23 protein-coding genes are annotated in these 25,385 nt (G+C 29.1%); 2 read left to right on the forward strand and 21 right to left on the reverse strand.

The window, feature by feature from the left end; translation table 11 throughout:
• Window positions 1–16 precede the first annotated feature (16 nt).
• The 14 genes from ACWYN7_RS08820 to ACWYN7_RS08885 form a co-directional block, all read right to left on the reverse strand.
• Window positions 17–1,207, reverse strand: a complete 1,191-nt coding sequence (locus ACWYN7_RS08820) for a glycosyltransferase family 2 protein (RefSeq protein WP_462859549.1) — start codon at window positions 1,205–1,207, stop codon at window positions 17–19.
• A gap of 1 nt (window position 1,208) precedes the next feature.
• Entirely contained in the window at window positions 1,209–1,826 is a 618-nt protein-coding gene (locus tag ACWYN7_RS08825) for an acyltransferase (RefSeq protein WP_459485338.1), read from the reverse strand.
• A complete protein-coding gene (locus ACWYN7_RS08830) occupies window positions 1,817–3,031 on the reverse strand; it encodes a glycosyltransferase (protein ID WP_462859550.1) in 1,215 nt (404 codons plus the stop codon). The genes ACWYN7_RS08825 and ACWYN7_RS08830 overlap by 10 nt, the downstream gene beginning before the upstream one ends.
• A 4-nt stretch (window positions 3,032–3,035) precedes the next feature.
• Window positions 3,036–4,196 (reverse strand): glycosyltransferase family 4 protein, encoded by a 1,161-nt coding sequence (locus ACWYN7_RS08835; protein ID WP_462859551.1) that lies wholly within the window; start codon window positions 4,194–4,196, stop codon window positions 3,036–3,038.
• Window positions 4,197–4,207: 11 nt separating this feature from the next.
• Window positions 4,208–5,281, reverse strand: a complete 1,074-nt coding sequence (locus tag ACWYN7_RS08840; protein ID WP_459485345.1) for an acyltransferase family protein — start codon at window positions 5,279–5,281, stop codon at window positions 4,208–4,210.
• Between the two features lie 25 nt (window positions 5,282–5,306).
• A complete protein-coding gene (locus tag ACWYN7_RS08845) occupies window positions 5,307–6,377 on the reverse strand; it encodes a glycosyltransferase family 2 protein (RefSeq protein WP_462859552.1) in 1,071 nt (356 codons plus the stop codon).
• Between the two features lie 180 nt (window positions 6,378–6,557).
• A complete protein-coding gene (locus ACWYN7_RS08850; protein WP_459485349.1) occupies window positions 6,558–7,499 on the reverse strand; it encodes a phosphoribosyltransferase in 942 nt (313 codons plus the stop codon).
• A gap of 67 nt (window positions 7,500–7,566) precedes the next feature.
• Window positions 7,567–9,042 (reverse strand): O-antigen ligase family protein, encoded by a 1,476-nt coding sequence (locus ACWYN7_RS08855; RefSeq protein ID WP_462859553.1) that lies wholly within the window; start codon window positions 9,040–9,042, stop codon window positions 7,567–7,569.
• Window positions 9,043–9,067: 25 nt separating this feature from the next.
• Window positions 9,068–10,417: a lipopolysaccharide biosynthesis protein gene (locus ACWYN7_RS08860; protein ID WP_462859554.1), complete on the reverse strand. Its 1,350-nt coding sequence runs from the start codon at window positions 10,415–10,417 to the stop codon at window positions 9,068–9,070.
• Window positions 10,418–10,436: 19 nt separating this feature from the next.
• On the reverse strand, window positions 10,437–12,818 hold the full coding sequence (locus ACWYN7_RS08865) for a GumC family protein (RefSeq protein ID WP_462859556.1): 2,382 nt from the start codon (window positions 12,816–12,818) through the stop codon (window positions 10,437–10,439).
• Between the two features lie 10 nt (window positions 12,819–12,828).
• The gene (locus ACWYN7_RS08870; protein ID WP_462859557.1) at window positions 12,829–13,575 is read right to left on the reverse strand and encodes a TolC family protein; all 747 of its coding nucleotides are present in this window, start codon (window positions 13,573–13,575) and stop codon (window positions 12,829–12,831) included.
• A 14-nt stretch (window positions 13,576–13,589) separates the two neighbouring features.
• On the reverse strand, window positions 13,590–14,789 hold the full coding sequence (locus ACWYN7_RS08875) for a sugar transferase (RefSeq protein WP_462859558.1): 1,200 nt from the start codon (window positions 14,787–14,789) through the stop codon (window positions 13,590–13,592).
• Between the two features lie 37 nt (window positions 14,790–14,826).
• Window positions 14,827–15,213 (reverse strand): response regulator, encoded by a 387-nt coding sequence (locus ACWYN7_RS08880; RefSeq protein ID WP_462859560.1) that lies wholly within the window; start codon window positions 15,211–15,213, stop codon window positions 14,827–14,829.
• A 3-nt stretch (window positions 15,214–15,216) separates the two neighbouring features.
• Complete coding sequence (locus ACWYN7_RS08885) at window positions 15,217–15,594, reverse strand: Hpt domain-containing protein (RefSeq protein ID WP_462859561.1); 378 nt, start codon at window positions 15,592–15,594, stop codon at window positions 15,217–15,219.
• Window positions 15,595–16,012: 418 nt separating this feature from the next.
• Here ACWYN7_RS08885 and ACWYN7_RS08890 point away from each other — a divergent pair, with 418 nt between their 5' ends.
• A complete protein-coding gene (locus tag ACWYN7_RS08890) occupies window positions 16,013–16,399 on the forward strand; it encodes a response regulator (protein ID WP_462859563.1) in 387 nt (128 codons plus the stop codon).
• 172 nt (window positions 16,400–16,571) lie between these two features.
• The gene (locus tag ACWYN7_RS08895) at window positions 16,572–18,617 is read left to right on the forward strand and encodes an LruC domain-containing protein (protein ID WP_462859564.1); all 2,046 of its coding nucleotides are present in this window, start codon (window positions 16,572–16,574) and stop codon (window positions 18,615–18,617) included.
• Window positions 18,618–18,798: 181 nt separating this feature from the next.
• On the opposite strand, the gene ACWYN7_RS08900 is transcribed toward ACWYN7_RS08895, so the two are convergent.
• The 7 genes from ACWYN7_RS08900 to ACWYN7_RS08930 are packed head-to-tail and all read right to left on the reverse strand — an operon-like array spanning window position 18,799 to window position 25,383.
• Window positions 18,799–19,893, reverse strand: coding sequence for an AMP-binding protein (locus ACWYN7_RS08900; protein WP_462859565.1), 1,095 nt, complete (start codon window positions 19,891–19,893; stop codon window positions 18,799–18,801).
• A complete protein-coding gene (locus tag ACWYN7_RS08905) occupies window positions 19,874–20,821 on the reverse strand; it encodes a lysostaphin resistance A-like protein (protein ID WP_462859566.1) in 948 nt (315 codons plus the stop codon). Before ACWYN7_RS08905 ends, ACWYN7_RS08900 begins: the two co-directional genes overlap by 20 nt.
• Before the next feature lie 43 nt (window positions 20,822–20,864).
• Window positions 20,865–21,905, reverse strand: a complete 1,041-nt coding sequence (locus tag ACWYN7_RS08910; protein WP_462859567.1) for an o-succinylbenzoate synthase — start codon at window positions 21,903–21,905, stop codon at window positions 20,865–20,867.
• Between the two features lie 10 nt (window positions 21,906–21,915).
• Window positions 21,916–22,431 carry an SRPBCC family protein gene (locus ACWYN7_RS08915; protein ID WP_462859568.1) on the reverse strand — a complete coding sequence of 172 codons (516 nt, stop codon included), beginning with the start codon at window positions 22,429–22,431 and terminating at the stop codon, window positions 21,916–21,918.
• Between the two features lie 9 nt (window positions 22,432–22,440).
• Window positions 22,441–23,373 (reverse strand): 1,4-dihydroxy-2-naphthoate octaprenyltransferase, encoded by a 933-nt coding sequence (menA, locus tag ACWYN7_RS08920; protein ID WP_462859569.1) that lies wholly within the window; start codon window positions 23,371–23,373, stop codon window positions 22,441–22,443.
• Entirely contained in the window at window positions 23,364–24,878 is a 1,515-nt protein-coding gene (locus ACWYN7_RS08925; RefSeq protein ID WP_462859570.1) for a PH domain-containing protein, read from the reverse strand. The genes menA and ACWYN7_RS08925 overlap by 10 nt, the downstream gene beginning before the upstream one ends.
• Entirely contained in the window at window positions 24,871–25,383 is a 513-nt protein-coding gene (locus tag ACWYN7_RS08930; protein WP_462859571.1) for a PH domain-containing protein, read from the reverse strand. Before ACWYN7_RS08930 ends, ACWYN7_RS08925 begins: the two co-directional genes overlap by 8 nt.
• Window positions 25,384–25,385 lie beyond the last annotated feature (2 nt).

Genomic DNA, 25,385 nt, shown 5'->3' on the forward strand with positions numbered 1-25,385 from the left:
TACTAAATTCCCTTTTTTATGCCGCTCTTTTTGATCGTTCCCAATTTACAGATTGCGATTTTTTTAGATAGCGAAAGAACCCTAAAACAACCGATAAATTCATGATAAAAAAGTAATAAGGAACAAATAATAATTTAATTCTTGTTTCTCTATTTTCTAAGAACCAACCTAACAATGCAGCTGCATAAAACAGCACTTGTAACCAAAAAAACACAGTGTATAATGATAGCGTAAACAACCCTTCTTGGATTGCCAATATTGACAAAACCGGTATTAACGCAATTAAACATAAAGGTGTTAAGCTCCAACGTAAAACACGATGAGAAATGTATTGAAACGATAAAGTTCCATATTTAAAAACATTTAATAAAGATCGTAATCTTACAATAGATTGAATTCCACCAGCCGAAATTCTAATTTTACGCTTTAATTCTTCTTTTACATTTGCAGAAGCAGTTTCTATAGCATACGCATCAGGATCGTATTGAATGGTATAGCCATCTTGTGCAACTCGTAAAGAAATGATAAAATCATCAAGAATGGTATCTTTTTCTACGTGTCTATACAATTCGGTTCTAATCGCAAATAATTCGCCAGCTGCACCAACAACAGAATACAATTCAGCATCCCATTTTTTTAGAGTAGATTCATATTTCCAGTACAAACCTTCACCAGCACCAGAAGCCACGTCAGCTTCTTTATCTACAATTCTTTTTTCTCCAGAAACACAACCCACTTTTGGACTGCTAAACAGATTCACAATACGTCTAATAGATTGTTTACCCAAGTTGGTATTGGCATCACTAAAAATTACAATGGGCGTTTTTACGAATTCCATACCACGATTCATAGCACCAATTTTACCATTTCTTGCATCTAAATGATAAACGCTTGTATTAGGATACCCTTGTAACAAATCTGGAGTACCATCATCAGAACCATCTGTAACCCAAATAATATTTAATTTTTCTTTCGGATATTCTAATGCTAACGAATTTTTCATTTTAGCTTCCACATAATCCTTTTCATTATATGCAGCTATAAATAAAGTAACTTCAGGTTCGTAAGTGGTATCAATGGATTTTTTTTGTCCAATATTAAAAATCCTTCTGATTTTAATAATTGCGTATAATAATATTCCATACCCCACATAAGTATACACTATGATGAATAATAAAATCCAAAAAATAATTTCTAATGTTTCCATATTATTTTACTTTTTCCCAAACCTTAGTTTGATGGTTATACTGTTTTAAAACTCTTGCAGGATTACCTACAGCTACAGAATATGGTGGTATATCTTTAGTTACAATACTACCAGCAGCCACTATACAATGTTTGCCAATAGTAACACCAGCAACTACCACTACATTTGCACCAATCCAAGAATTATCTTCAATTACGATGGGTGAAGTAGATACTCCTTGTACATGAATTGGCACACTAATATCTTCGTAATTATGGTTTAAACCAGAAAGTGTGATGTTCTGAGCAAGTCTAATATCATTACCAATAATTACAGGTCCAATAATAGTATTACTCAATCCTATTTTGGTTCTATCTCCAATAATTACGTTTCCTACTCCATTGTTTATGGCCGAAAAATCTTCGATAGTTGAATCTTCACCTAGTTCAAATTTATTCCAAGGCACAACATCCATTCTTGTTCTTGGTCTTACAATTGCTCCTTTTCCTTTTTTGTGATAAAAAGGATTTACAAACCATTTGATCCATAATCTTGGTCTTGTTTGCTTAGGAATTAAGATAGACCAATGCACTAATTTTTTAATGCGTTCATTCGATTTTATTTTTTCTTTTAATCCCATTCTATACTGTCTTTCGTTGCTTTAATAATTGATTCGTAAATGGCTTTTACATTATTCTGCCAAGTATGACTTTTGGCAAAAGCGATTCTATTTGCAATGAGTTCTTCAGAATTTTCGGCTAAAGCTTTTTCAATTAACACTACATAATCTTCTTTGGTCTCACCCAAATACACATTTTCTTTAAACATTTGCATTGCTTTGGTTTGCGTTGCTATAATGGGTTTTCCCATGGCCAAATATTCATCAATTTTTCTTGGATAATTCCCTATAGTTAAGTTATTAATCAACTGCGGATTTGTAGCAATATCAAATCCCTTTACATAATTTGGCAATTGAGAGGCATCTTTTCGTCCTAAAAAATAAACGTTAGACATGTTATGAAGATTCGAGTTTTTAAAATCATTATCTTCTGGGCCTACTAAAACGATACTCCAGTTTTTTCGCTCTTCAGCAATAAACTCTAACAACTTTATATCTAATCGTAAACTTGTTAAAGACCCAACATAGCCAATTATAGGTGATGGAATTTCTTTAAATTCTTCTGGAATTATGATGCTATCATCCTCATCACTAAAATGGGAAACATCACAGCCTTGCCCAACCATATAACTGTGGTTGTTATAAGCTCTACAAAAATCTTCAAAAAATTCAGAATTTGTTAAAACTACATCGGCTTTTTTTACAACCTGTGGTTCAATACGTTCACCATGTTTTTGCCAATAAGGAACTTTTACCAAATAATCTCGCATATAATAAGCGTATACTTTTGGTTGTAAAAACTCTTTTAAATGCAAACCTAAAAACATAGAACTATCGTTAAATAGGATAAAATTCTTAAAATCCATTCTAGAAATTGCATTCTTAATATCATTCGCAAAAATTTTAGCATTTCTTTTGTTTAAGATCTTAAACAACGAATGGATAGGAACTGAATTGATAGATTCAACGATTGATTTTGGGTATAAGTTCCATAAGTTTTTATCAATTTCTACCAAATCATTTTCTTCTCCATTTTTAATTCGGATTCTTTTTTGAATGGTAGCTTTATCCTTTTGACTGCGCATTACAGATCTAGTCATTGGCGGATTTACATATAAAACACGATTATTTTTAGCAAATTCTGCAGCAATATTTTTACAATTGCTTCCAATTTCGATATCCCAAGCTTGTATACCTACTACAATGATGTCTTTACCTTTAATCATATCTTTATTTTTTAGAATTTTCTGCATCAATTAATGCATAAAGTTTTAAATATTCTTTAGCCATATTATGCCAAGAAAACTCTTTGCTACGCTCTAAACCTTTATTACAGAGATTTTTTCTATAATTTTCATCATCCAATATTTTTAAGATTCCTTGTGTAATTTCTTCTGGTTTAAACGGGTCTATAATATGAGCAGCATCTGCAGCAACCTCTGGCATAGACGATGTATTTGAAGTGATTACAGGCACATTACAAGACATTGCTTCTAGCATAGGAATACCAAAACTTTCTCTTAATGATGGATATAAAAAAACATCACACTGCGCATAAATGGCAGGTAAATCTGTATTTACAACATAACCTGTTAGCAAAATACTGTTGATTAAATCTGGATTTTTAATTTCTACTAAAAGTTTTTTCAATTCTACTTGATCGTAATCTAGCATCACCAATTTATGATTTGAACCTGTTTCTTTTAAAAAATCAGAAAAAGCTTGTAAGGTTCCTTTGGTATTTTTTTTAGGATCTGTATTGCCCAAGAAAAAGAAAAATTGATCTGGTAATTGGTATTTGTCTTTAACTCTTTTTAGTTCTTTTTGATCGGTTATTGGTTTAAAGTGTTCGCTAACTCCGTTATAAATTGCATCTAATTTAGCATTGCCTTTTATCCCAAAAAATTCTCCAATTCTGTTTTTCTCGAAATGAGAAACTGTAATTACTTTTTTGCTCTTTTTTACCACTCTTGGCACCACTAACTTTCTGTAAATATTCCCAAATTTTTGATACGTAGTAGCACTGCTAGAGAGTATTTTTAAATAGCTACTTTCCATATAAATGATATCATGTAAAATAGTGATTAAAGGAATACTCGTAAAAAAAGGTGCTGTATTACTTGTACAATGCAAAACATCACAACCATACTTTTTAGCCGCTTTTGGTAAAGCTATTTGCTCCCAAGTTGGGTAAGGACCTCCATTTAATTCAATAATTTTAAAGTTGGGGGTTTCTTTAAGAACTGTGTTATCTTCATCTGGCTTTACAAAAATAAAGTACTCGTTTTTATGGTCTAAAAGTTGAAGATTTTTAATCAACTCTAAAGCAACCATATCCATACCATGTTTTTTCTTACGAAAAAGTCTTTGTCCTTCTATACCAATTTTCATAATGCACTAATTTAAAAGTTAATTGCGTAATTCATCATTAATCTTTTTTTAATTTTAGGATACAAAACCACTTCTATTACATAAGAAAAGAGAAGCATAAAAAGAAGGTATAATGAGTATTCAATAATTTTATTATTTATAAAGTTTAAGTAAGTAGCTTCGACCACCAAATAATGATGTGATATATACATTACATAAGAAAAAGGCGCCAAATACTTAAAAATTCCGAATAACTTATCGAAGCCAAACCAGTTTAATTTGTTCCAAATTACACCCGCAAACATGGCTATAAAAGCAAATGTAAAATGCCTTAATTCTATAAAAGGAAAAGCTACCAAAGGATAATCGTAAACCTTAGTATACTCGAAATTGATGTATAAATTGAGTCCTAAAATCCCTAAAATAAAAAGTAAAATATAAGCGTATTTTTTTATAGATGCAAATGTATACGTTTCACCATGTAAATACGTTTCCGCAAAATTTACGCCTATCCACCAAATGGCAAAATACATGACAATTCTATTTAAAATAAAAGGATAAAACAAATATGAAATAGCTGCTGTAATGGTTATTACATTCACCCAAAAATTGAGTTTTTTGGGTTTTATTCGATCTGATAATAAAAAAAAGAGCATATAAAACCACCATTCATAAGAAAGCGACCAAAGTACTCCATTGCCTAAATAAGTGGGAGAAATTACATTTGGTTTTAATGAAATTACATCTTGCAGCATAAATAAATTACCTAAAAGCGTTGTGATTTCAGGATCTGCAAAACCTCCTTCACTATAACATTTCATAAGATAAGCCATTAGGAAAATAAATAAGAGAGGAATGTAAATACGAACAAATCGTTTTAAAAAGTAGGTTTTAAAAGTTTTATCCGGGTTTCTATCCCATGTATACTTTATTACAAAACCACTTAATATTAAAAACATAATTACAGCTTCAGAACCAAAACGAAAAAGAATACCAATATTAATTCCCAAAAACATAATTTTTTGGGGAAGCATGTGAAAAAGCACCACGTAAAGTGCTGAAAATCCACGAATGGCCTCTAATTTTTCTAGTTTCTGTTTTTTCATTAGGGGGATTTTAAAAAATTTACACTTATTTATTTTGTTTTATATCTTCTGAGCTTGATGTATGTTGCGTATGAATAAATGTTTTATTAGCTCCTTTTATTTTAAGTAACGACAATAACATCATAAACATCCCTTTAGGTAAACTTGCCAAAGCTCCTAAGGTTTTTAAGTTGTAAAACGATCTTGGTACAGAGAAAATGAAAGATAATATACAAGCTGATGCTAATATTATCCAATATTTTGAGTAAATAATTTCATTTTCTAAAACATAATTTACGATTACAAAACCAATGGTAGATAAAATAACTGCACCCAATAATAAAATTCTTGGCGGCTGTATAAATTGAATGGCTTTATCAAAATAATCAACATTTCCTTTCAAAAATAAATGTTTAATGGCTGATAGAATATCTTTTCTAAAATAATGGAATTGAGCCGATAACCATCTACGGCGTTGATTACCAAATACTTCTGATTTTTGTATTTTTTCATCGTACACAACAGCATCATCTAAATAGACAATTTTACGACCTTCTTTTAGCATTTTTAATTCAATTTCTTTATCAAAACCTCCAATAGCAGTAACTGTAGCCATTAATGATTTAAAATATTGATAACGAAATGCCATACCAGAACCTATAATTGCAGAAGATAAGCCTAATACTCTGTGCCCTTTTCTAAAAATATTATTATTGATTTCTTCGCTAATGGCATCTAAAATTGCCCAAGAATTATTTACATTTTTTGCTGTTCTATGACCTTGTACTGCTATAAAATCATATTCGAAAACTGCATTAATTTTCTTTAAAAAATCAGAAGCCATAACATTATCTGCATCTAAAACTACAGCAATATCATAATCTGCATCAAGTTGAGCCATGGCTTTATTTAATGCTTTAGACTTTGTACTTTTCTCAAAACTTACTTCTATCAACTTAATAGGCAATGTTTTTAAAGTTGCTAAAGTTTCTTTTTGAAAAGAATCTGCAATGATGACAACATCATATAAATCTGAAGGATAATCTTGCTGTAATGCCAAATTGGCTACTTCTACAATTACTCCATCTTCTTTATAACCAGGCACTAAAACTGCCATTTTTTTTAGATTTCCGTTATCAGAATATGTTTTTTGTTTGTAAAAAAGACTGGCTACCGAAAATATAAAAATATAGAGGGTTGCTAAACCCAAAAGAGTTAGCAAAATGATTTGTATAATATTAAGTACTAGCATAGTAAAGGTAATTGGTTAGTAAGAAAAAGAAGGAACTGTAATGTTTTATTTTTTAAGTTTTCTTAGTTTATTACGTACTTTTAAACCAAATTCTCTTAAAAAAGGCAAGTGTTTACCACTTTTAAGGTTATACATAAATGATTCTGATTCAAATATCATTTCAAAATTAGCAGTACACAATACTGGTTTTTTTGAGATTCTATTAATTTCTACAGCTTGGTTGTATTCGCTTTCAATAAAAAGTACGTAAGGTTTTGACATGTATGCTTTTGCCTTATGATCTCCATGATTATTTGCTTTTTGTCTTGCAGCCATGTCTGGTAAGTCTAACATAATTAAATCGTTATACTTAATATTTTGAGCTGCTAACCAAGTTTCTGTTTCTTTTCGATATTTCTCTAAACGCGATGTTACTATAGTTCCTATTTTAGCTCCAGGAATAAATAAAGGTGGTGCGTTTAAAATAAAATCGATGTATTTTTCTCCATCATCGTTTTGTTCTGGTGTTGGATCTTCGCATAAAACACCATCAATATCAAAACAAGCTTTTTCTAGAGTAGTATGGTTTAAAACATTCCATTGAAAGTATCTTGGTAGTGGAACGATTTCAAAGAAATAATCTACCATTTTTTCTTTTCCAGGAATGATAAATATGGCGCAATATTTTAAATCGAATTTATCTTCAAGATGTTTTAATTTCTCTTTACATTCTATCATTGCAGAGCCAGATGCAATACTATCATCTACCACTAACACTTTTTTGTAAGCTCCTTCCTCAAAAAACTGACTTCTTGCTCCTGCTTTGTAAATATGGCCATTTAAAAACGAATCAATATCTGTATAAGGCTTATTTAAATAAAGTGATAAAAGATTTGCAGGTAACATACCACTTCTTGGTACACCAACAATTAAATCGAAATCACGAGGAATTATACTTAGTCTTTTAAGTATAATGTTATTTAAGTCCTTTATATTTCTGTAATTCATAATAAATAATTTAAGAGGGTTTATAGTTGATTTTTGTTTTAAATATAGCGCAATGTTTTCTAAAAACTTAGGCTATACTTATTTTTTTTTCTGTGAATTCTTTTTCAAAAGTTTCTGGTGTAGACATAATTGCCATGGAAGCATAAAATAATAAGGCTGTTGGCATACCTCCTAATATTGCATTACCATAGGAAGCTAACATTACACCTGCCATACCAGAAATTAGAGCACTCATTTTTATTTTTGTTATTGGGTCTCTAATTTTAAACATTACTTTATAAGATGCCATACCGATTGTAAAAAAAAGCACGCCTAGGTGAAACACTAAACCAATTATGCCCATCTCTGCCCAAATCATTACATACCAACTATCTGTAGCTACGTTCGATAAATAAGCGTGAGGTAAAAAGCGTTGTGCCTTGTCTCCTGCGTGTCCAATACCACCACCTATGGGTCTAGATGCTAAATACACTTTTAGTTTTTTTTGATTAGCTTTTCTAACCAATAAAGAAGGATTATTGGGGTCAAAACCAGTTCTCATTCTTCTTATTTGATAATTTCCATTACCAATCATGGTATACTTGAAAAAAACAAAAATAAGTGCAACAAAAATAACACCAGCACTTAATACTTTTACATTTTTTCTCAGTACAAAAAATGTCATAAGCCCCGCAAAAGGCACAGCTATAGAACCCCTTGTTCCAGAAATCATCATTCCGTAAAAACCTAAAAGCCCTACAGTGATAAAGAATACTTTTTGAATTCCTTTTTTAGACATTGAATAAATCATAAATACTACGCCTGCATATCCCTGATTACCACCAAACTGTCCTGCATCACTAAAAAATGAAAACACTCTAAGCTTTCCAAAAAGCACATGTGTTTCTGCACCTCCATTATCTAGCCATGCCTGTTCTGCATAATCAACACCAAAAGCCATTTGAACAAAGCCTTTAAATGTAGCAAGTATAGAAAAACATCCCCATACATATAAAAAGGTATCTAGCTTTTTATGGGTGTTAATTAACATAAAAGTTAATATCAAAAAAAAGAAGAAATAAAAACCAACACCCCTACCTGCAATCCAAGGTTCAATCATTCTTGCTTCGGGATTTGCTATTTGTAAAATGCAATACAATAACCAAATACCCGCTAATTTAGTAATGGTTTTATTTGCTGGAGACCAATCTACACGTTCTTTAAATCTAGAAAAAATAAGGGCTAAATATGTAATAATCATGATACCATCAATAGCGAAACCCAATGGTAACCCTTTAATATACCTACCAATACCAAGTATAACAAAATTAAGACCTATTGCTGTATAAAAACCTAAAATAGGGTTTTTAAATAATAAATTTAAATAAACAGTACCAAATACTAGTGCTAAAAAAAGTCCTATCCCTACTAATTTCAATTTGGCAAGTACAAGGCCAACAAATAAAACACCCACAAAAAATAATAAAATATTCTTAGGATTTGCCAAAGCTGCAGAACCTGGTAGTTTTTCAAATGGATTACTATGCTGATTATTTGTACTCAATATCCTTTTTTATGAATGTGTTCAATTAGGCAAAGCGATTTTTTATAATTTTATTTTTTAGATTTTTGTAAAAATCAATTCCGCTTAGAAAAATTTCTTTGTAAGATAAGGTGAGCTCTTTATTTAAAAAGTACATCCCCATCCAGATGCCCACTAAAGTAAAAACGATTGAAGCTACTGCAACAAGTATAAGCGATTCAAATACAAAAATGGCTATAAAATCTCCGATAACATTTGCAGCAACCATCACAAATACTTTAATGGCATTAATATTGGGTTTATTTATACTATCTAGACCAATACCTGTCATTCTATCAATTGGCAATAAAAGACCATAAATAGAGAAGACTCTTACAATATTTACTACATTAAAGCCAGTAACTGGATCTACCTTTAAATACTGTTCTCCAGACAAAATCAACACTAAAAACTCTGCAAAAACAAAAGTGAAAATACTCATTAAAATAAACAGGTAAGTTAAAGCCCCTGAATAAGTGTAGAATAATTCTTTAACCTCATTTATCCTACCTTGAACACTGGCTTTAGACATTTTTGGAAATGCAGTGGCTACAAAACTACGCAATGGAATTTGCTGTAATTCTGTAAGTTTTAACGGAATACTGTAGAGTGCAACTGCTTCGTTTCCTAAAGGACTTAAACTTAAAATTAAAGTATCTGCACTTCTTAATAAATTACTGCCAATTAGTGTAAATGTGGTGTATTTACCAAAATCTAATAATGTTTTATTTGTTACAGAGGTTGCTTTGGTAATTAATTTAGTGCCATCCCAACCTAAAATTATGGTTATAAAAGAAGTAAATGCATTTATAATTAGTAATGCAATTACCAATTCATTTAAGGTCATTTCTAAATAAAAATAATTTACTGCAATCGTTAAAAAAAACAATCCGCTATTTACCGATTTAACAATTAATATTTTTCCGTATTTTCTATCTGCTTGTAAAACTACTAAAGCATTGTTCCAAGGAAGATTTAAAAAAGCTAAAAGCGGATACCATTTAAAAAATAAATTATATCCAGAATTACCAATTGTATCTTTAAAAACAATATTACAAAACACTAAAATTGCTGCAATAAATACGGTTGCACCTAAACCAATTAGCGCATTAGACCCAATGAGTTTATTTCTAGAAGATTCGTCTGCACCAGATAAAAACCGAATTAACCCAGTATTTGTAATACCAAAACGAAACATTTCTACAAAAGAGCCTCCAGTTATAAAGAGCACCCATTCACCAAAAACATCTAAAGATAAACTTCTGGCTAGTAATGCAAAGCCACTTATACCCAAAAGCGCAATAACAACGTTACCTGCTAAGGATAAAAAATTATCTTCTCTTATTATTTTTTTCAACATTTTCATTAGCTTGATTTCAAATTTGATTTTTTGAAAAGAATTGAAACTTAAATATTGATTTGATTTTTTTTCTAAATTTTGATCGCTTTTTTGGTAAATCTCCTAGCATAGATTCTACTTCGTTAATATTTACTCCATTAACAATAATATTAAGCTTAGAGCCACAAACTTCTCTTAAATTACTGATTGCGGATTCATCTGCAGTAGACCATGCTCTGTTAGCTCTACATACTAAAATATTTAAATCTGCATTTACCATTAACTCAGTTGGATAATTGGAATAAATAATTGCAGGTATTTCTATAATGATAAAATCTAGATTGTTCTTTAAGGTGATATTATTCGACTGAAAAATATCTGTATGCGTTTTTGCATTAAAGAAATCGTTATTTAATTCATAATAATCATATTCTGATGGTGATAGATAACTAGAAACATCTGCTAAAAAAGGATTGTTAACATCTACTCTTGGATCTGGATACCCAAATATTTTATTTAAAATTGGTGATTTGCCTTGTGGTTTAACAGTGGCCTGTTCTTGTTTATAATTGAGCAATAACACTTTTTTACCTTCTTTTTTAAAGGTTTTTGCAATATTGCCTGCTGTAACCGTTTTACCTTCTAATTTTTGTGTACTAAAAACTACAATAATTTTAGTCTTATTTGTATCCTCTTTAAAACCGAAAAATTGAAATATATTTTGAGTTATAATTTCTATCAATCGATTTTTAATAAAATTTAAATTAAAACTACCTGGATCTAAAATAATTTTAGGAATCATCCCTAAAGAAGGAAAACCAGTTTTTTTACTGGCACTTTGAGAGTTTTTAAGAGAATCATCAAAGTATTCCATCATAAAAATAATTCCCAATGTTAAAATACCTCCTAAAAATGAAGCTGCAATAATTAAAATGGCTCTTTTTGTTGGGTTAGGAGAAACTGGATAATATGGGATGTCTATAGGTTTTAAGTCTGATGACAATTCACTGTCTTGTAGTTTTAGTTTTGCTAAATTTAAACCATGAAGAATTTCTAGATAGCCTTGCTCAGCAACAGATATTTCTCGCTCTAATCGTTTCATATTTGCACCAGCAGGAGCATATCTTGCATACGTTTCTTGAAACTCTTTGTTTTGCTGATTTAATACTCTAAGTTTTGCTTTTAAATTTTCCGATTCCACAACATTGTTCATCCAGTCGGGTAATAATTTAGAAACAGGTAAGCCATCAATTGAATTTTGGTAGGAATATAATTGATCTACCCCTTTTTTAATTTCATCGTTCAGTTTTTTTGTATCATTTTCTAATTGAGTTATTTTATTAGAATTTTCTAGGCTATAGTTCGATTGGTTTTCTGCTTTTAATAAGGAAAGTTGAAAGTTTAAATCTCCTAATTGTTTCTTTTTATCAAGTATAAGGTTATTTTTTTCTTGAATAATTTCTTGTATATCTAATTTTTTTTCTAAACGTGTTATTCCTGCATTTAAACCCGCTAATTCTGCAATATTTTTTTTGTAGTCGACCTCCATGTCTTCTTTAACAACAGCTACGGCTTTACTTTGCTCGTAATAATTTATAATTTTAGAAGATTTATTAAATTCAAGAAGTTCATCCTCTGCATTTTTTAATTCTACTCTTGCCTTTTTTAATTCATTTTGAAAATATTTTACAACAGCATCAGATCTATTTTCTTTTATAAGTTTGTAATTTTTAATACAAACACTATTGTATATGGCAAGCGTTTGCTGGCATATACCAGGGTCATTAACAGTGTAACTTAATTTAATTAAATCGCTACTATTTATTCTTTGTGCAGTAATACTTGAAATTGCTTTTAAAGAGTAATGATCATCTTCGTCATAATTTAAAAGTTCATATACATAATTATCATTACTGCTTTTCATAAAAGCAATTAAATTTTCAACCGTTTTTTCATATTTATATCTATCTATTTGCTCTGGAAACAGTTTTTCGTCAGTACCTTCTATTTTATTTTCAACATTATAAGTTCCTTCTTCAGTAGATACATAATCGTATAAATATTTTGGTATTTTTTCTTGAAATTCTTTAAAAAGTTCTTCAGAAATATATTTTGGATTTGCTTCGGGTAGCATTAAATGCAATGCAAGTAATCGAATAGCTACTTCTTCTTGAGTTTCTCTAGATTTTATGATATTAATTAAGTTATCAAATGCAGAGTTTGTTGCCTGATAGTTAAAGGTTTTATCCATTTCAATAGAAGAACCTGTTGCTAAACCTGTGTATAAGAGAGTTTGTGAGGAGTATTCGAAAGATGGGTTCATGGTAAGTAAAATTACCAAAACACCCAACAAAATAGGCACTGTAATTAATAGTACTATATGTTTTAAGATTAAGCGAATAAAATCGACTATAGTCATCTTTATAATTTTAATTAGTTAAACCAAAGACAAAACCTGCCATATCTTCTAACATTTTTTTTACGGTAATAAATTCAGAAAATGCTTTCTCATATTCTGCCTCTATGTTTGATGTTATATTGTTTATTCTTACATATTCTGATACAGCAACTACACCATTTCTAAATTCTTTTTCTACCATTTGCTTATTCACTTTAGCATCTGCTAAACTTTTAGATCGAATTTTAAGTATGTTGTTTTTTAAAAGCATATCTTGATACATTCTAATAACAGTTTGCCTGATTTCTTGTTCTTGAAATTCTGCCATATGTTTTGCTTCATCTACTTCTAATTCTGCAAGTTTCAGTTGATTTTTTCTGTTTAAAAAATCGAATATTGGAAATTTTAAATATACACCAACGCTATAGTTAAATTGACGAGCTGTGGTTAAAGCAGCAGTAGTATTAACACCATCACTATCTGTAGCAAAGTTACTTAGGTTACCATACCTTGTATCTGCCTGAATACCAAAATTTCTTGTCCAATAAATACGTTCTGATGCTAATGTAGATTCAGTAACACCTATATGTTTCTTCCGAAACTTAACCATTCCACTATTTTTTATTACAGAATCTATTACTGCTTCTAGCGATGGAAATTGAAATTTATTGCTGTATACAATTGCTTCTTTTGTATTCTTAATTGTTTGTGCTTTAATAGAACTTAATTGAAAAAAAATTAAGTGTATAAGAAATATTACCTTAACAATATTATTCATAAATATTTTTTTTACTAAACAGTATCTGATTGAAACAATGCTGGAATTGTTCTAAGAATAAGTTTAATATCGTACCAAAAAGAATAATTATTTCCTCTAAATTGTTCTGCGTATTCATTATCTAGCCTCATTCTTTCTTCTTCAGACATTTTACCTCCTTTACCCCTTAATTCTACTTGCCACAAGCCAGTAATTCCAGGAGGTGCTAAAAATCGTTTTGATAAATCATCACCAGTAAGTACTTCTGCTTCATATACAGGTAATGGTCTATTACCTACAATAGACATATCTCCTTTTAAAACATTTATAAGCTGTGGAAGCTCATCAATACTGGTATTTCGTATAAATTTACCCACTTTTGTAATTCTAGGATCATCTACAATTTTAACAAAAGTTGAATCATTTTTGGCAGCTTCTCTTTTTTGCACAGTTAACCAATAATCGCATATTTGGCGTGATTCTATATACATAATTGGCGAACAGGATTCACCTTCGGGTAAACTACTACATTTTGGACAAGGTATATCTAAAGAACTTACTTCTGATTTTACGTTTTCTTTTTTGTATTGATTTTTTTCGGCAGCTAATTTTTTTAATAATTCATCAGAACCAGTTCTCATAGATCTTAGTTTATAAAAGTCAAACGTTTTTCTACCAACACGTTTTGATATATAATACACTTTTCCTTTAGATTCTAACCTTATAGCTATGATTATTAGTAGTAGAAACGGAGATGCAATAAGAAGCACAGATGAAGCTACAACAATATCAAACAAACGTTTAGATAGCGGCATTTTGTAACCTTCTGAAACATTTTTTTCGACTATTTTACTTGATTTTGGTTTCTTATTTTCACATAAATAAGACACTCTATCTAGAATATCTTTAGGATTGCTTACAGAAAACACGTAATAATCATCTATCTGCTTTTTAAAGGCAGATTTATAAATGTCCACATTAAATTCTTTACAGAGAATAATAAAAGGAATAGTATCATATTCTTTTTGTGCACGCAACCATTTGTAAAGAAAAAAACCAGTATTACCAGGTAAATAGTAATCGCATATTATAGCATTTACAGTTTTATTTGATTGTAAATATCGTGTAGCTTTTACACTGTTTTCTATTCTTGTAACTGAAAAATGATCGCTTTTTTCTACATTAAAATAGTTATCTAAACTACCTATATATAAGATATTAAGTTTCAAACTCATTTGTACTCTATTTAATTTGTAATATTAAAACTTATTATTACCACTCAATTGCAAAATGAATTGGGTACAAATTTTTCTTAACTAACTCTTCAAGTTCTTCAGGATTAAATGGTTTTGTTAAATAATCTTGAGCACCAAGCCTATAACATTTAATACGTTCTTTACTTTCTGCTCTACCAGATAACATAACTACTGGAGTATGTTTTGTAAAACCTCTTTGACGCACTTTGGTTAAAAACTCATAACCATCCATATCTGGCATTTGAATATCACAAATAATAAGATCGGGTATATTACTATCTAACCATTCTAATGCTTCTAATGGATTGTGTTTAGTTATTACCTCATAATCTTGCGAAAGAAAGTTTTGCAAAAGCATACAAATGCTCAATTCATCATCTAAAACTAAAATTGTTTTCTTCATCTTTTATTGTATTTTAAAGTCATTCTTTAACCCATTTATAACCTCATTTGCATATAGGCTACATTTATCGATTATAACTTTTAACTCAGTTTTATTTAGCGTACCTATTGCTTCTTCGTTAAGTAGTAAAAGTTGTTCTTTTAGCTTATGGGCTCCAAAAAAGTGAACTGTTGGTTTAAATTTATGAACTTCGTTCTTAATTTTTACAATGTCATCCGCTAAATAAGCAGTATTCAATTCTTTTATAAACTGTGGAATTTGATCAATAAAAACCTTAACCATTTCTAAGATTAAATCTTTATTGCCTCTGCACATTGTTTCTACATCTTTAAGATCGTAAAAAGTAATTTTTGAAAGATCGGAATTTGGGGGTAAATTCATAATATTTAATAAATTAATAAACAACATCATAAATATAGTACATAAATTTTTAAAATTCCTAATTTATTGTAAACTTATATTATTTATTAGAAGATTTTTTATTTGCTAAAACTAAGCACTAGCAAATTAATAAAGATAATTTTAAATTACTATTTAAATATTGTTATTCTATTGATCTAAATTCTACCTTAATGTTATTTAAAAATCTCTTTTTTATCTTTTAAGCATTGACTCTTATAAAAATTTAAAACCTTATCTTTATCTATAGATTACATTATTATTGTAAAGTAGAATGTTAATTGCATGGAGCTTATTGTCAATTTTAAGAACATTTGATTTTAAATATAATATTGTTCGGTAAACAATTGCTGTAAACACGGCCTAACATTTTATACTTTTTAGGAATTAATAACTATATATGAAAAATAATATTAGCAAATTAAAAGGGAAACGAGTACTTGTGGTAGATGATAATATGATGAATATAATGGTAGTTAAAGTTATATTAAGCGAATATGAAATAACCCTTTCAGAAGCTACAAACGGTGAACAAGCTGTTGCTTTTCTAGAAAAAAATCCAACAGATTTAATTTTAATGGACCTTAAAATGCCTGTTTTAGATGGTTTTCAAGCGACAAACATCATTAGAAAAAAATTGAAATTAACTACACCTATTATAGCGTTAACCGCTAACAGTATAGAAGAAGAGAAAATAAAATGCTTAGAATTAGGAATGAATGATTATTTAACAAAACCTTTTGACAGAGATGTTTTTTTAGAAATCGTAACCAAGTACATCAATTAAACCAGATTTTTTTTAAAAATTATTCTTTAAGTTGCTTTCAATGCAATTCATCAATACTTTCTTACTTTTTATCTTAACCAATTTATCAATAGTCTAGTTTTGAAGAAAATAAAACTTAATATACCTATTTTTACATCGAATAAATAAAATTTAAACTTAATAGTCCCAACCTATGAAAAATTTTCTCCCAAGTTTATTAATTGCAACGCTTTTGCTTGTAAGCTCTTGCGATAATAAATTCCCACAAGAAGAAGAATTAACTCCAGAAACTACCACAATTAACAACTTAAAAGCTAGTGCAAATTTTGATTGGAGTAATTCTAACAAAACAAAAGTATCAATTTACACAAAAGACAATGCTAACAATCCAGTAGCAAATGTTAAAGTAAGTATCTGGACGGGTTTAGAAGACGAAGATGGAATAGAAATAACCAATGGAGTTACAAATAGTCAAGGAGAATTAAGCTTTGATTATGATTTTGAAGCAGATATGACAGACGTTGTTTTAAAAACAGATTTTATAGGTTTTATTAAAGAGATAAAAGTACCTATAGATAATGGAAATGTATACTATACATTTGGAGGAGAAGACAGTAGCAAATCTAGTGTAGACTCTAAAAATAATGCATTTTATAATAAAGTAGAAAACACACTTCAAAAAAACTTTAATTCAAATATTCAAATCAATTATATTGGAAGCTATAATAGTAATGGTGTACCAAATTATTTAGAAGACGAAAGAGATTACATTAGTGGCGATTTTTTAAATGATGTTAATGCGGCTCTTCCAGAATATAAGCCAGTTCCAGAGTATCATCCAGAATATTTAACAACTGTAAACGAACAAAACTTAGTTATCTTAGATGATGCAGATGTATGGGTTACTTTTGTATCTGAAGGTGCAGGTTACAGAAATGTACTAGCTTATTACACTTATGATAGAGATTTCCCTCCTACAACTCCAGAAGATATTACAGAATGTACTGTCATTTTTCCAAACGTTTCTTTCAGAAATTCTGGTGGAGGTTTACGCTCTGGCGATAAAGTGTATTTGGGTACTTTTAAAAAAAATACGGTAGTTGGTTGGATGCTAATGAGAAATGGATGGAATAGTACTACTCAAGAATCTACAGAAGGTTTAGGTTTATTATATTCAAATTTTGAGTTAAATCCAGAAGAAGATATCGCTCATCGTCAGCACTCAGTTTTGTTAAGAGATGAAGAAAGAGATATTATCTATATTGGTTTCGAAGATTTAATTAGACCAGGAGGTGATAATGATTTTAACGATGCTATTTTTTATGCTTCTTTCAACCCTATAGAAAATGTAGAAATAGAAAATATACTGATATCAAATCCAGATCCTATTGACACAGATAATGATGGAGTTTACGATAGTTTTGATGATTATCCAGAAGATCCTGAGCGTGCTTTCAACAATTATTACCCTAACAGTGCTAACTTTGGTTCTTTAGCTTATGAAGATTTATGGCCTTCTACAGGAGATTATGATTTTAACGATTTAATTGTTGATTACAATTTTAACAGAATAACAAATGCAGATAATAACGTAGTTGCTTTAGAAGGTAAGTTTGTTGTAAGAGCTATTGGAGCAAATTATGAAAATGGTTTTGGATTTACAATAGATGGAATAGCACCAAACTTAGTAGAATCGGTTACAGGTACAGCATATACTGAAGGTTACATACAAAACAATGCAAACGGAACAGAAGCAGGTCAAAGCAGTGCAACTATAATTGTTTTTGATAATGCAAAAAAACATGGTTTTGCTAATACAAGGCAAGATCAGGCTTTTCAAGTTGCAGATACTTTAAAAGTAAATATTGAATTAGCAACACCAGTTAGTCAAGATGCTTTTGGGTTAGCACCATATAATCCTTTTATCATCATTAATAAAGAAAGAGGTAAAGAAGTTCACTTAGCAGACTATGCACCAAGTGATTTGGCAGATACTTCTATTTTTGGTCAATCTGCTGATGACACACAACCAAACATTAGTAAATATTATAAAACAACAGAAAACTTACCTTGGGCAATTAATTTTCCTAGTAAATTTGAGTACCCAATTGAAAATGCTAGTGTAGATACAGCGCATTTAAATTTTATCACTTGGGTTTTAAGTGATGGTTTAGAATATAAAAATTGGTACAAAAATGAACCTAGCTTTAGAAATTCGAGTAATATATACAGCGAATAATACTTTTTAACAATACATAATTCGATCGTCTAAAAATAGTTTTTTTTAGACGATCGAACTCATTTATACAAATCATGTTTGTACAATTTAATATTATTTGCTAAACTTAAATTCGGTTTTATAGTAGCTACGTCTCCTTTTCTATTATTTTTCTAATTCTAAAATTTTAGGATTCTTAACGTTACTTTTTAGTAAAGAATATTTTTTGAAATGTTTCTGTTCTTTGAACTTTTCCTGTGGATGTTTCTATGAATTTACTGATAAAATAAATTTCTTTTGGTTTCTCAAATTTTGATAGTGTTTCAAGATTTTTTATTTCTTTTAAAAGCTGATTTTCGACTTCTGTAGAAACCTTATCTTCAATAATTAACACCAATTTTTCTCCTAATTTATCATCAGCAAGTCCAGCAACAAAAAACCGATTTGTAAGTATTTTCGATAATTTTTCTTCTATTTTCTCTGGATGTAATTTAACTCCACCAGAATTGATTACGTTATCAAAACGACCTAACCAACCAAACTGAGTATCAGAAATTAAATCGACAACATCATTGGTAAAAATGATTTCTTCTGCAACTTTAGGCGCATCAATTACCAAACAATTTCGTTGATCTTTATAAATAGTTATATTGGGTAAAATAGTATAAAAAGAAATTTTATCTGTGTTGCTTACATCCTTAGAAAAATTATTCAAGGCCTTTACTGCAATATGAGTTATAGTTTCTGTCATTCCGTAAGTGGCAAAAATTTGTGTACTTACCGTAGAAAGTTTTTGTTGTAACGTATTAGAAACTACTCCTCCACCTACAATTAGTTTATCTATCAAACTTATTTTTGATAAGGAGTTTTCTAATTGCAAAGGTATCATTGCAGAAAAATGGTAGTTTGAATTTACTTTTTCTAAAGGATGAGCTGAAGGCGCAATACAATCTAAGTGCCAGCCTAAAGTTAATGCTCTTACAAGCATCATTTTACCAGCAATATATGCAATTGGCAAACATAAAAGTGCAGTAGTTTTTTCGGGCAAATTAAAATAATTACCTGTAGCAACTGCAGAATTTTGCATCAATTCTTTTTTTAATTGAATTGTTTTCGGTTTGCCTGTAGAACCTGAAGTTTGTACAGAAATACTAATTTCTTTAGAAAACCATTGTTCTAAAAATTGATGAATTTCATCAGAGAAACCTTTTGAAAATTCCAAAATTTCATCCACAGAACCAAAAGAAGTTCCATTTAGTTTAAAACTTTTATGAAATTTATTCTGCTCCAATATCATCTAAAACTCTATAATTTTCTTTTAAATTGATTGGTTTTTCTATTTTACCCGTTAATTTTTCTTGCCAATCTTTCCACTTGTAAACCTTTGCAAAAATAAGCACCAAAATTGGGAAAATTACAAAAACAGGTACAAACACATCTATGCCCAAAACAGGTTCAGAAAGGTCTATTAAAACAGAATCTGTTTGAAAAACTGTCCATTCTGCAGTAACCAAAAGAGCTGTTAAAAGGTTGTTTGCAGCATGGAAACCTAATGCTAATTCTAATCCTTCGTCCATTAAAGTAATAATCCCCAAGAAAAAACCAGTACCAATATAATAGACCAAAATACCATAGCCCAATTTAGCAACTTCTGGATTTGCAATGTGCAATAAACCAAAAATTAAAGAAGTAACAATTAACGGAAACCATCTGTTTTTTGTTGCAATACCAATTCCTTGCATTAAATATCCTCTAAAAAAATATTCTTCGAAACTGGTTTGCAGAGGAATTAAAATTACCGCAATTAAAGCCAATTTTAAAAATTTATCTAAATTAAAATTCCATTGATAATCTTCTGGAGCTAATGTATAATCAATCACCAAAAAAATAGTAGTGATACTACCCCATAATAAAAAGGAAAAAAAGACTCTTTTCCAATCTATTTTTTTTCTAGAAGTTGTTAAAGAAGTAAGTGTTTGTTTGTGAACAAATTTTACCCAAATTAAAAGCGCTATTAAACCAACTGCAAATTGTGCAAGACTTTCTATTAAAAATCGATTGGCCCCTTTCTTGGCTATTTCTACCTTCATAATTTTTTCTACATCTAAATCTAAAACCCAGATTGCTAAAAAATTTAATGCCATTAAACCAAAAAATAAAATAGGAATAATTAAGTATTTCCACATTCCTAATTTTCCTGAATACGCTTGTTGTATGTAGTTCATTTTTACTTTTTTATTGAGATTCTGACTCCAATTCAGAATTACTTTATACTAAATTAAAATTCCAATTTAAGGTTGGATTGTATTGCAAAAATCCGTTTTTAACCTCTAAAGGACTTGTAATATTATTGGTAAATAAACTACCAGTTCCTAAACCTTGAGGCAATTTATTTTGCAATGTATGGGTAAATTGTGCAATAGCATTTAAACCAATATTACTCTCTAAAGCAGAAGTAATCCACCAACCAATATTATTTTCTTCTGCTAATTTAATCCATTCTTTACTACCAGCAAAACCGCCCACTAAGCTTGGTTTTAAAATAATATATTGCGGATATATTTGTTTTATAATGTTCTTCTTTTCTTCGGATGAAAACACGCCTATTAACTCTTCGTCTAAAGCAATTGGTAATGGTGTTTTTTCGCAAAGTTTTGCCATTTCTAAAATCTGACCTTGTTGAATAGGTTGCTCTATAGAATGAATTTTTAATTCTGATAATCGTTTTAATTTTTCAAGTGCATTATTGGGGTTAAAAGCACCATTAGCATCGACTCTTAATTCGATTTCATTTTCAGAAAATTCTTTTCTAATTGCTTTTAACAATTCAATTTCGGTAGTAAAATCGATAGCACCAATTTTCATTTTAATACAAGAAAAACCCGCTTTAATTTTGTCTTTAATTTGTTTTTTCATGTACTCTTTTTCGCCCATCCAAATTAAACCATTTATAGAAATTGCTTTTTTTCCTTTGGTAAATTCTGATGGAAAAAGTTCAAATTTATCATCACTTTTTAAAGATAAAAAAGCTTGTTCTAATCCAAACTGAATTGATGGAAAATGGGATAATTCTGCCAATAAAAAATCTAAACCTTTATTGATATTTGCACAAACCCAACTTAATTTTTCTTCGTAATTTGAAACATCATCTATACTTAAACCTCTAAAAAGACCAGTTTCTCCAATTCCGATTTTATTAGTATCATTTAAAATAATAAACCAAGTTTCTTTGGTTTTTAAAATTCCACGAGACGTTCCACTCGGATTTTTAAAATTGAGAATGTATTTTTTGTAGTTGGCTTTTATCAAAATAAAATAATTATTGTTTTTCTACAAATTCTTTAAAATTATCTAAATATACTTGATCTTGTTTTTGAAATGTGCCTTTAAAATAAGGAAACAAGCAAGCCATTATATAAGAATCGCTTTTGCAGCTAGAGGTTAACGTAATTGTAGTTGCATCTCCATTTGACTTAAAAATATAGTCGTCTGTTTTTAGCATATTTTCTGCATCAAAAAAAATGGTGACTTTTTCGTTAGGCACGTAAGCCAATACTTTTTCTGTCATGGTAATTTCTTGACTTTGATTTTCTACAACCATTTTATAAGTGCTTCCTGTTTTACCAATTGTTTCGTTTATAACCTCTAGAGATTTAATTTCTGGTATCCAATTTTTAAGATTTTCTTGTTGGTTAAAGGTTTTAAAAACCGCTTCTACAGGCTTATTTACAGTAACTTCTGCTGTATAATTGGTTTGTTTTACAAATAAACCTGTTGCAAAAAACACAATGGTTAGGGCTGTTATAATTCCTAAAATAATTTTTATTGTTTTCATTTACTAAATTTAAAATATGGTGTTTGTAATTGCAAAAAGAATGGCAAACAAAAATGTACTTAATGCTACTTTTTTTAATTCTTTATCTAATTCTGCAGGAATTTTATTCTCGGCAACTGTTTTTACATTTTTAATTAACGGAATAAACGCAACTAAAAATATAAACTGATAAATGGTTTCAAAATTTAAAGAGATAAAAACTAATGTTGAAATTAATGCTCCGAAAATTAAAAAATAATGATATTGTTTTGCTTTCTCAATTCCTAACTTTACCACTAAAGTATTTTTATTATTCTTTTTATCTTCTTCTCTATCTCTTAAATTATTTAAATTTAAAACAGCTGTACTCAACAAACCAACTGAAATTGCTGGTAAAAAGATTTCAAAATTTATAATTTTTGTATACAAAAAGTAAGACCCCACTACACTTAATAATCCGAAGAAAACAAACACAAAAACATCTCCAAAACCAGAATAACCATAAGCTGAATTACCCACAGTATATTTAATGGCAGCTGTAATTGAGGCAATACCAAGAACAAAAAATAGTACTGAATACCCAAAATTATCGCTACCAAAAGCTACGTATATCAGCAATAATGCAATAATTAAAGTGATTATTGTGGTAACAATCATTGCCATTTTCATTTGTTTTGGCGTAATTGCCCCAGAAGAAACCATTCTTGCTTCTCCTGTTCTATTTTTGTCTGAACCTTTAACGCCATCTCCATAATCGTTTGCAAAGTTAGATAATACTTGAAAACCAATAGTAGTTAGAATTGCTAGCCAGAAAGTTGGTGTTAACCAAGCAACAATTTTCACACTTTCTATTGAAATAGAATTTAAATAATCTACCCCTAAATAACTCCCCACAATTATCCCAGAAACAGATAAAGGTAAAGTTCTTAAACGTGCAGCTTTTATAAAACTTTTTACATCCATTCTTTTGTACTTGTTTCTACTTTGTATAAAGTGTGATTATAAATGTTTATGGCATCAGAAAAAGGAATACAAGGAATTTTTATTTTACCTGAAGCTGTTTGGAAAATTATATCTGCTACATTGCTTCTTTTCTGAAAAACTGTTTGCTTCATTTTAATGTTTTGCACTTTAAAAATTTCTAAATAAGTAATGTGTGTTTCTATTAATCCTTTACCTACCAACAACATAGCATCAGAAACTTTATAAAAACGTTTGTTTACTTTTTTAAAGATCAAAAATACAACAATAGGAATCACTAAAATAATTGAATAGAAGATTTCGACTTTAGAAAATGTTAAATATAATGCTGAATACACTACAATTAAAAACAAAAAAGTGAATAGAAAAATTCTTCTCTTATAATAATTATCAGCAAAATTCTTTTCTCTATTTTCTACATCAGCAACATTAAATAAACTATTTTTTATTGTTTCTATTTGTGCTTTTTTACAACCTACAATGCGTATTAATTTTTCTTTCTTTTTATTGTTTAATTTTCCGCTTACAGCTTGTTTAAAATTCACAAAAGATATGCCAATGAGACGTTTTAAAGGATTTGTAGAAATTGTAATATTCTGTACTTTTTGTTTCTTTAAAACAATCGATTTTTTTGTAATTAAACCCTGATTAATTTCGAAAGCATTCTTTTTTAAAAATACTTTTAAATTAAAATGGACAAGAAATACTTTTACAAAAGAAGTAAGCAAAGCAACTACAATTATTATTATCAGCAATAAAAAGATTAAAAAAACGCTTGCTGTTACTGCATTTGTATTTTCTTTTATAAAACCGTCTAAAATTTCAGTTTTACCAAGACTATCTGTAAGTTGTTGCACCTGTTGATAAAAACCAATTATAACTGCCAGAAATAAAAATAAGTTTCGCAGATGATTTTCGGTTAAACAAACTTTAAAAAGTTCTTTAATACCTATACTTAACAATGGTTTTATTTCTGTTTCTTTTTCTTTTTCTTTAGCTAAAGAAGCATTAAATGCTTTATTTGTGGTGATCATTTCTTTTAAAGCTGTTGCTTTTTCTAAGGAAATCGCTTTAATAGAAATTTCAGTTTTACTTGTACCCGCTGTTTCTATGCTAACTTCGTACACGTTTATGACTTGCTGAATTAAGTTTTGCTTAAAATTAATATTCTGAATTCTATGAAAAGGAATGGCTGTATTCGTTTTTTTTAAAATCCCTTGTTTTAATATAAAATGCTCATCTTTAATTTTAAACTGAAAATTTTTATAAATTAAAATGGCTCTCATCAATAAAAAAAGTAAAATAAAAGCAAAACCGAAATAAATATAGTTTACATTAAAACTTGATATCTCAGAAAAATCCTTAAAAACAATAAACAACAATAGCCAAGTTGCTTTTAAAACCTTATAAATAAGTGCTATGTAAATAACAAAAATCCCTTTTGGAGATTGTTTTGAGAAAGAAGAAAAATCAAAAGAATTATTCATTAATTTTAGTACTTATAAATTCTTTGATTTGTAATGCTGTTTCTTTTTTAATGCCTTTAATTACCAAATCGTCACTACTATCGCCTGCTGTGTAAACACTTAAAGCAGACAAGCCAAATAATCTTGAAAAGGGTTTTTCGTCAGTTTCTACATGTTGAATTCTAGAGAAAGGCACTGTCGTTAATTTCTTTACAATTAAACCTTCTTTATAAGAAATATCTTTTTCTCTTAAAGCATATTTTTTTTGTACAAAACTTAATTTAGTGTAAACAAAAACAATCAGAAAAACAGAGATTAATAAGATGTATAAGTATAAAATATATGGTTTAATTTCTTCTGATAAAACATAGCTTTGCATTAAAATTAAAGCTACTAAACATATTAAAAAAGTTAAAAAAAAATTGATTAAAATTACCTTAAAGTAACTTTTATCAATTTTAGTAAATTCAATTTTAGTGATGTTTGGTAATTCATCAACCAAATTATTCTGAAACTCATTGGTCATAA

This window comes from Polaribacter sp. M10, from assembly GCF_054968445.1.

Bases quoted from the DNA above. Each gene is read 5' to 3' on its own strand.
- ACWYN7_RS08820 (WP_462859549.1), bottom strand. From the start codon at position 1,207: ATGGAAACATTAGAAATTATTTTTTGGATTTTATTATTCATCATAGTG.
- ACWYN7_RS08825 (WP_459485338.1), bottom strand. From the start codon at position 1,826: ATGGGATTAAAAGAAAAAATAAAATCGAATGAACGCATTAAAAAATTA.
- ACWYN7_RS08830 (WP_462859550.1), bottom strand. From the start codon at position 3,031: ATGATTAAAGGTAAAGACATCATTGTAGTAGGTATACAAGCTTGGGAT.
- ACWYN7_RS08835 (WP_462859551.1), bottom strand. From the start codon at position 4,196: ATGAAAATTGGTATAGAAGGACAAAGACTTTTTCGTAAGAAAAAACAT.
- ACWYN7_RS08840 (WP_459485345.1), bottom strand. From the start codon at position 5,281: ATGAAAAAACAGAAACTAGAAAAATTAGAGGCCATTCGTGGATTTTCA.
- ACWYN7_RS08845 (WP_462859552.1), bottom strand. From the start codon at position 6,377: ATGGCAGTTTTAGTGCCTGGTTATAAAGAAGATGGAGTAATTGTAGAA.
- ACWYN7_RS08850 (WP_459485349.1), bottom strand. From the start codon at position 7,499: ATGAATTACAGAAATATAAAGGACTTAAATAACATTATACTTAAAAGA.
- ACWYN7_RS08865 (WP_462859556.1), bottom strand. From the start codon at position 12,818: ATGACTATAGTCGATTTTATTCGCTTAATCTTAAAACATATAGTACTA.
- ACWYN7_RS08870 (WP_462859557.1), bottom strand. From the start codon at position 13,575: ATGAATAATATTGTTAAGGTAATATTTCTTATACACTTAATTTTTTTT.
- ACWYN7_RS08875 (WP_462859558.1), bottom strand. From the start codon at position 14,789: ATGAGTTTGAAACTTAATATCTTATATATAGGTAGTTTAGATAACTAT.
- ACWYN7_RS08880 (WP_462859560.1), bottom strand. From the start codon at position 15,213: ATGAAGAAAACAATTTTAGTTTTAGATGATGAATTGAGCATTTGTATG.
- ACWYN7_RS08885 (WP_462859561.1), bottom strand. From the start codon at position 15,594: ATGAATTTACCCCCAAATTCCGATCTTTCAAAAATTACTTTTTACGAT.
- ACWYN7_RS08890 (WP_462859563.1), top strand. From the start codon at position 16,013: ATGAAAAATAATATTAGCAAATTAAAAGGGAAACGAGTACTTGTGGTA.
- ACWYN7_RS08895 (WP_462859564.1), top strand. From the start codon at position 16,572: ATGAAAAATTTTCTCCCAAGTTTATTAATTGCAACGCTTTTGCTTGTA.
- ACWYN7_RS08900 (WP_462859565.1), bottom strand. From the start codon at position 19,893: ATGATATTGGAGCAGAATAAATTTCATAAAAGTTTTAAACTAAATGGA.
- ACWYN7_RS08905 (WP_462859566.1), bottom strand. From the start codon at position 20,821: ATGAACTACATACAACAAGCGTATTCAGGAAAATTAGGAATGTGGAAA.
- ACWYN7_RS08915 (WP_462859568.1), bottom strand. From the start codon at position 22,431: ATGAAAACAATAAAAATTATTTTAGGAATTATAACAGCCCTAACCATT.
- menA (WP_462859569.1), bottom strand. From the start codon at position 23,373: ATGGATGTAAAAAGTTTTATAAAAGCTGCACGTTTAAGAACTTTACCT.
- ACWYN7_RS08925 (WP_462859570.1), bottom strand. From the start codon at position 24,878: ATGAATAATTCTTTTGATTTTTCTTCTTTCTCAAAACAATCTCCAAAA.
- ACWYN7_RS08930 (WP_462859571.1), bottom strand. From the start codon at position 25,383: ATGACCAATGAGTTTCAGAATAATTTGGTTGATGAATTACCAAACATC.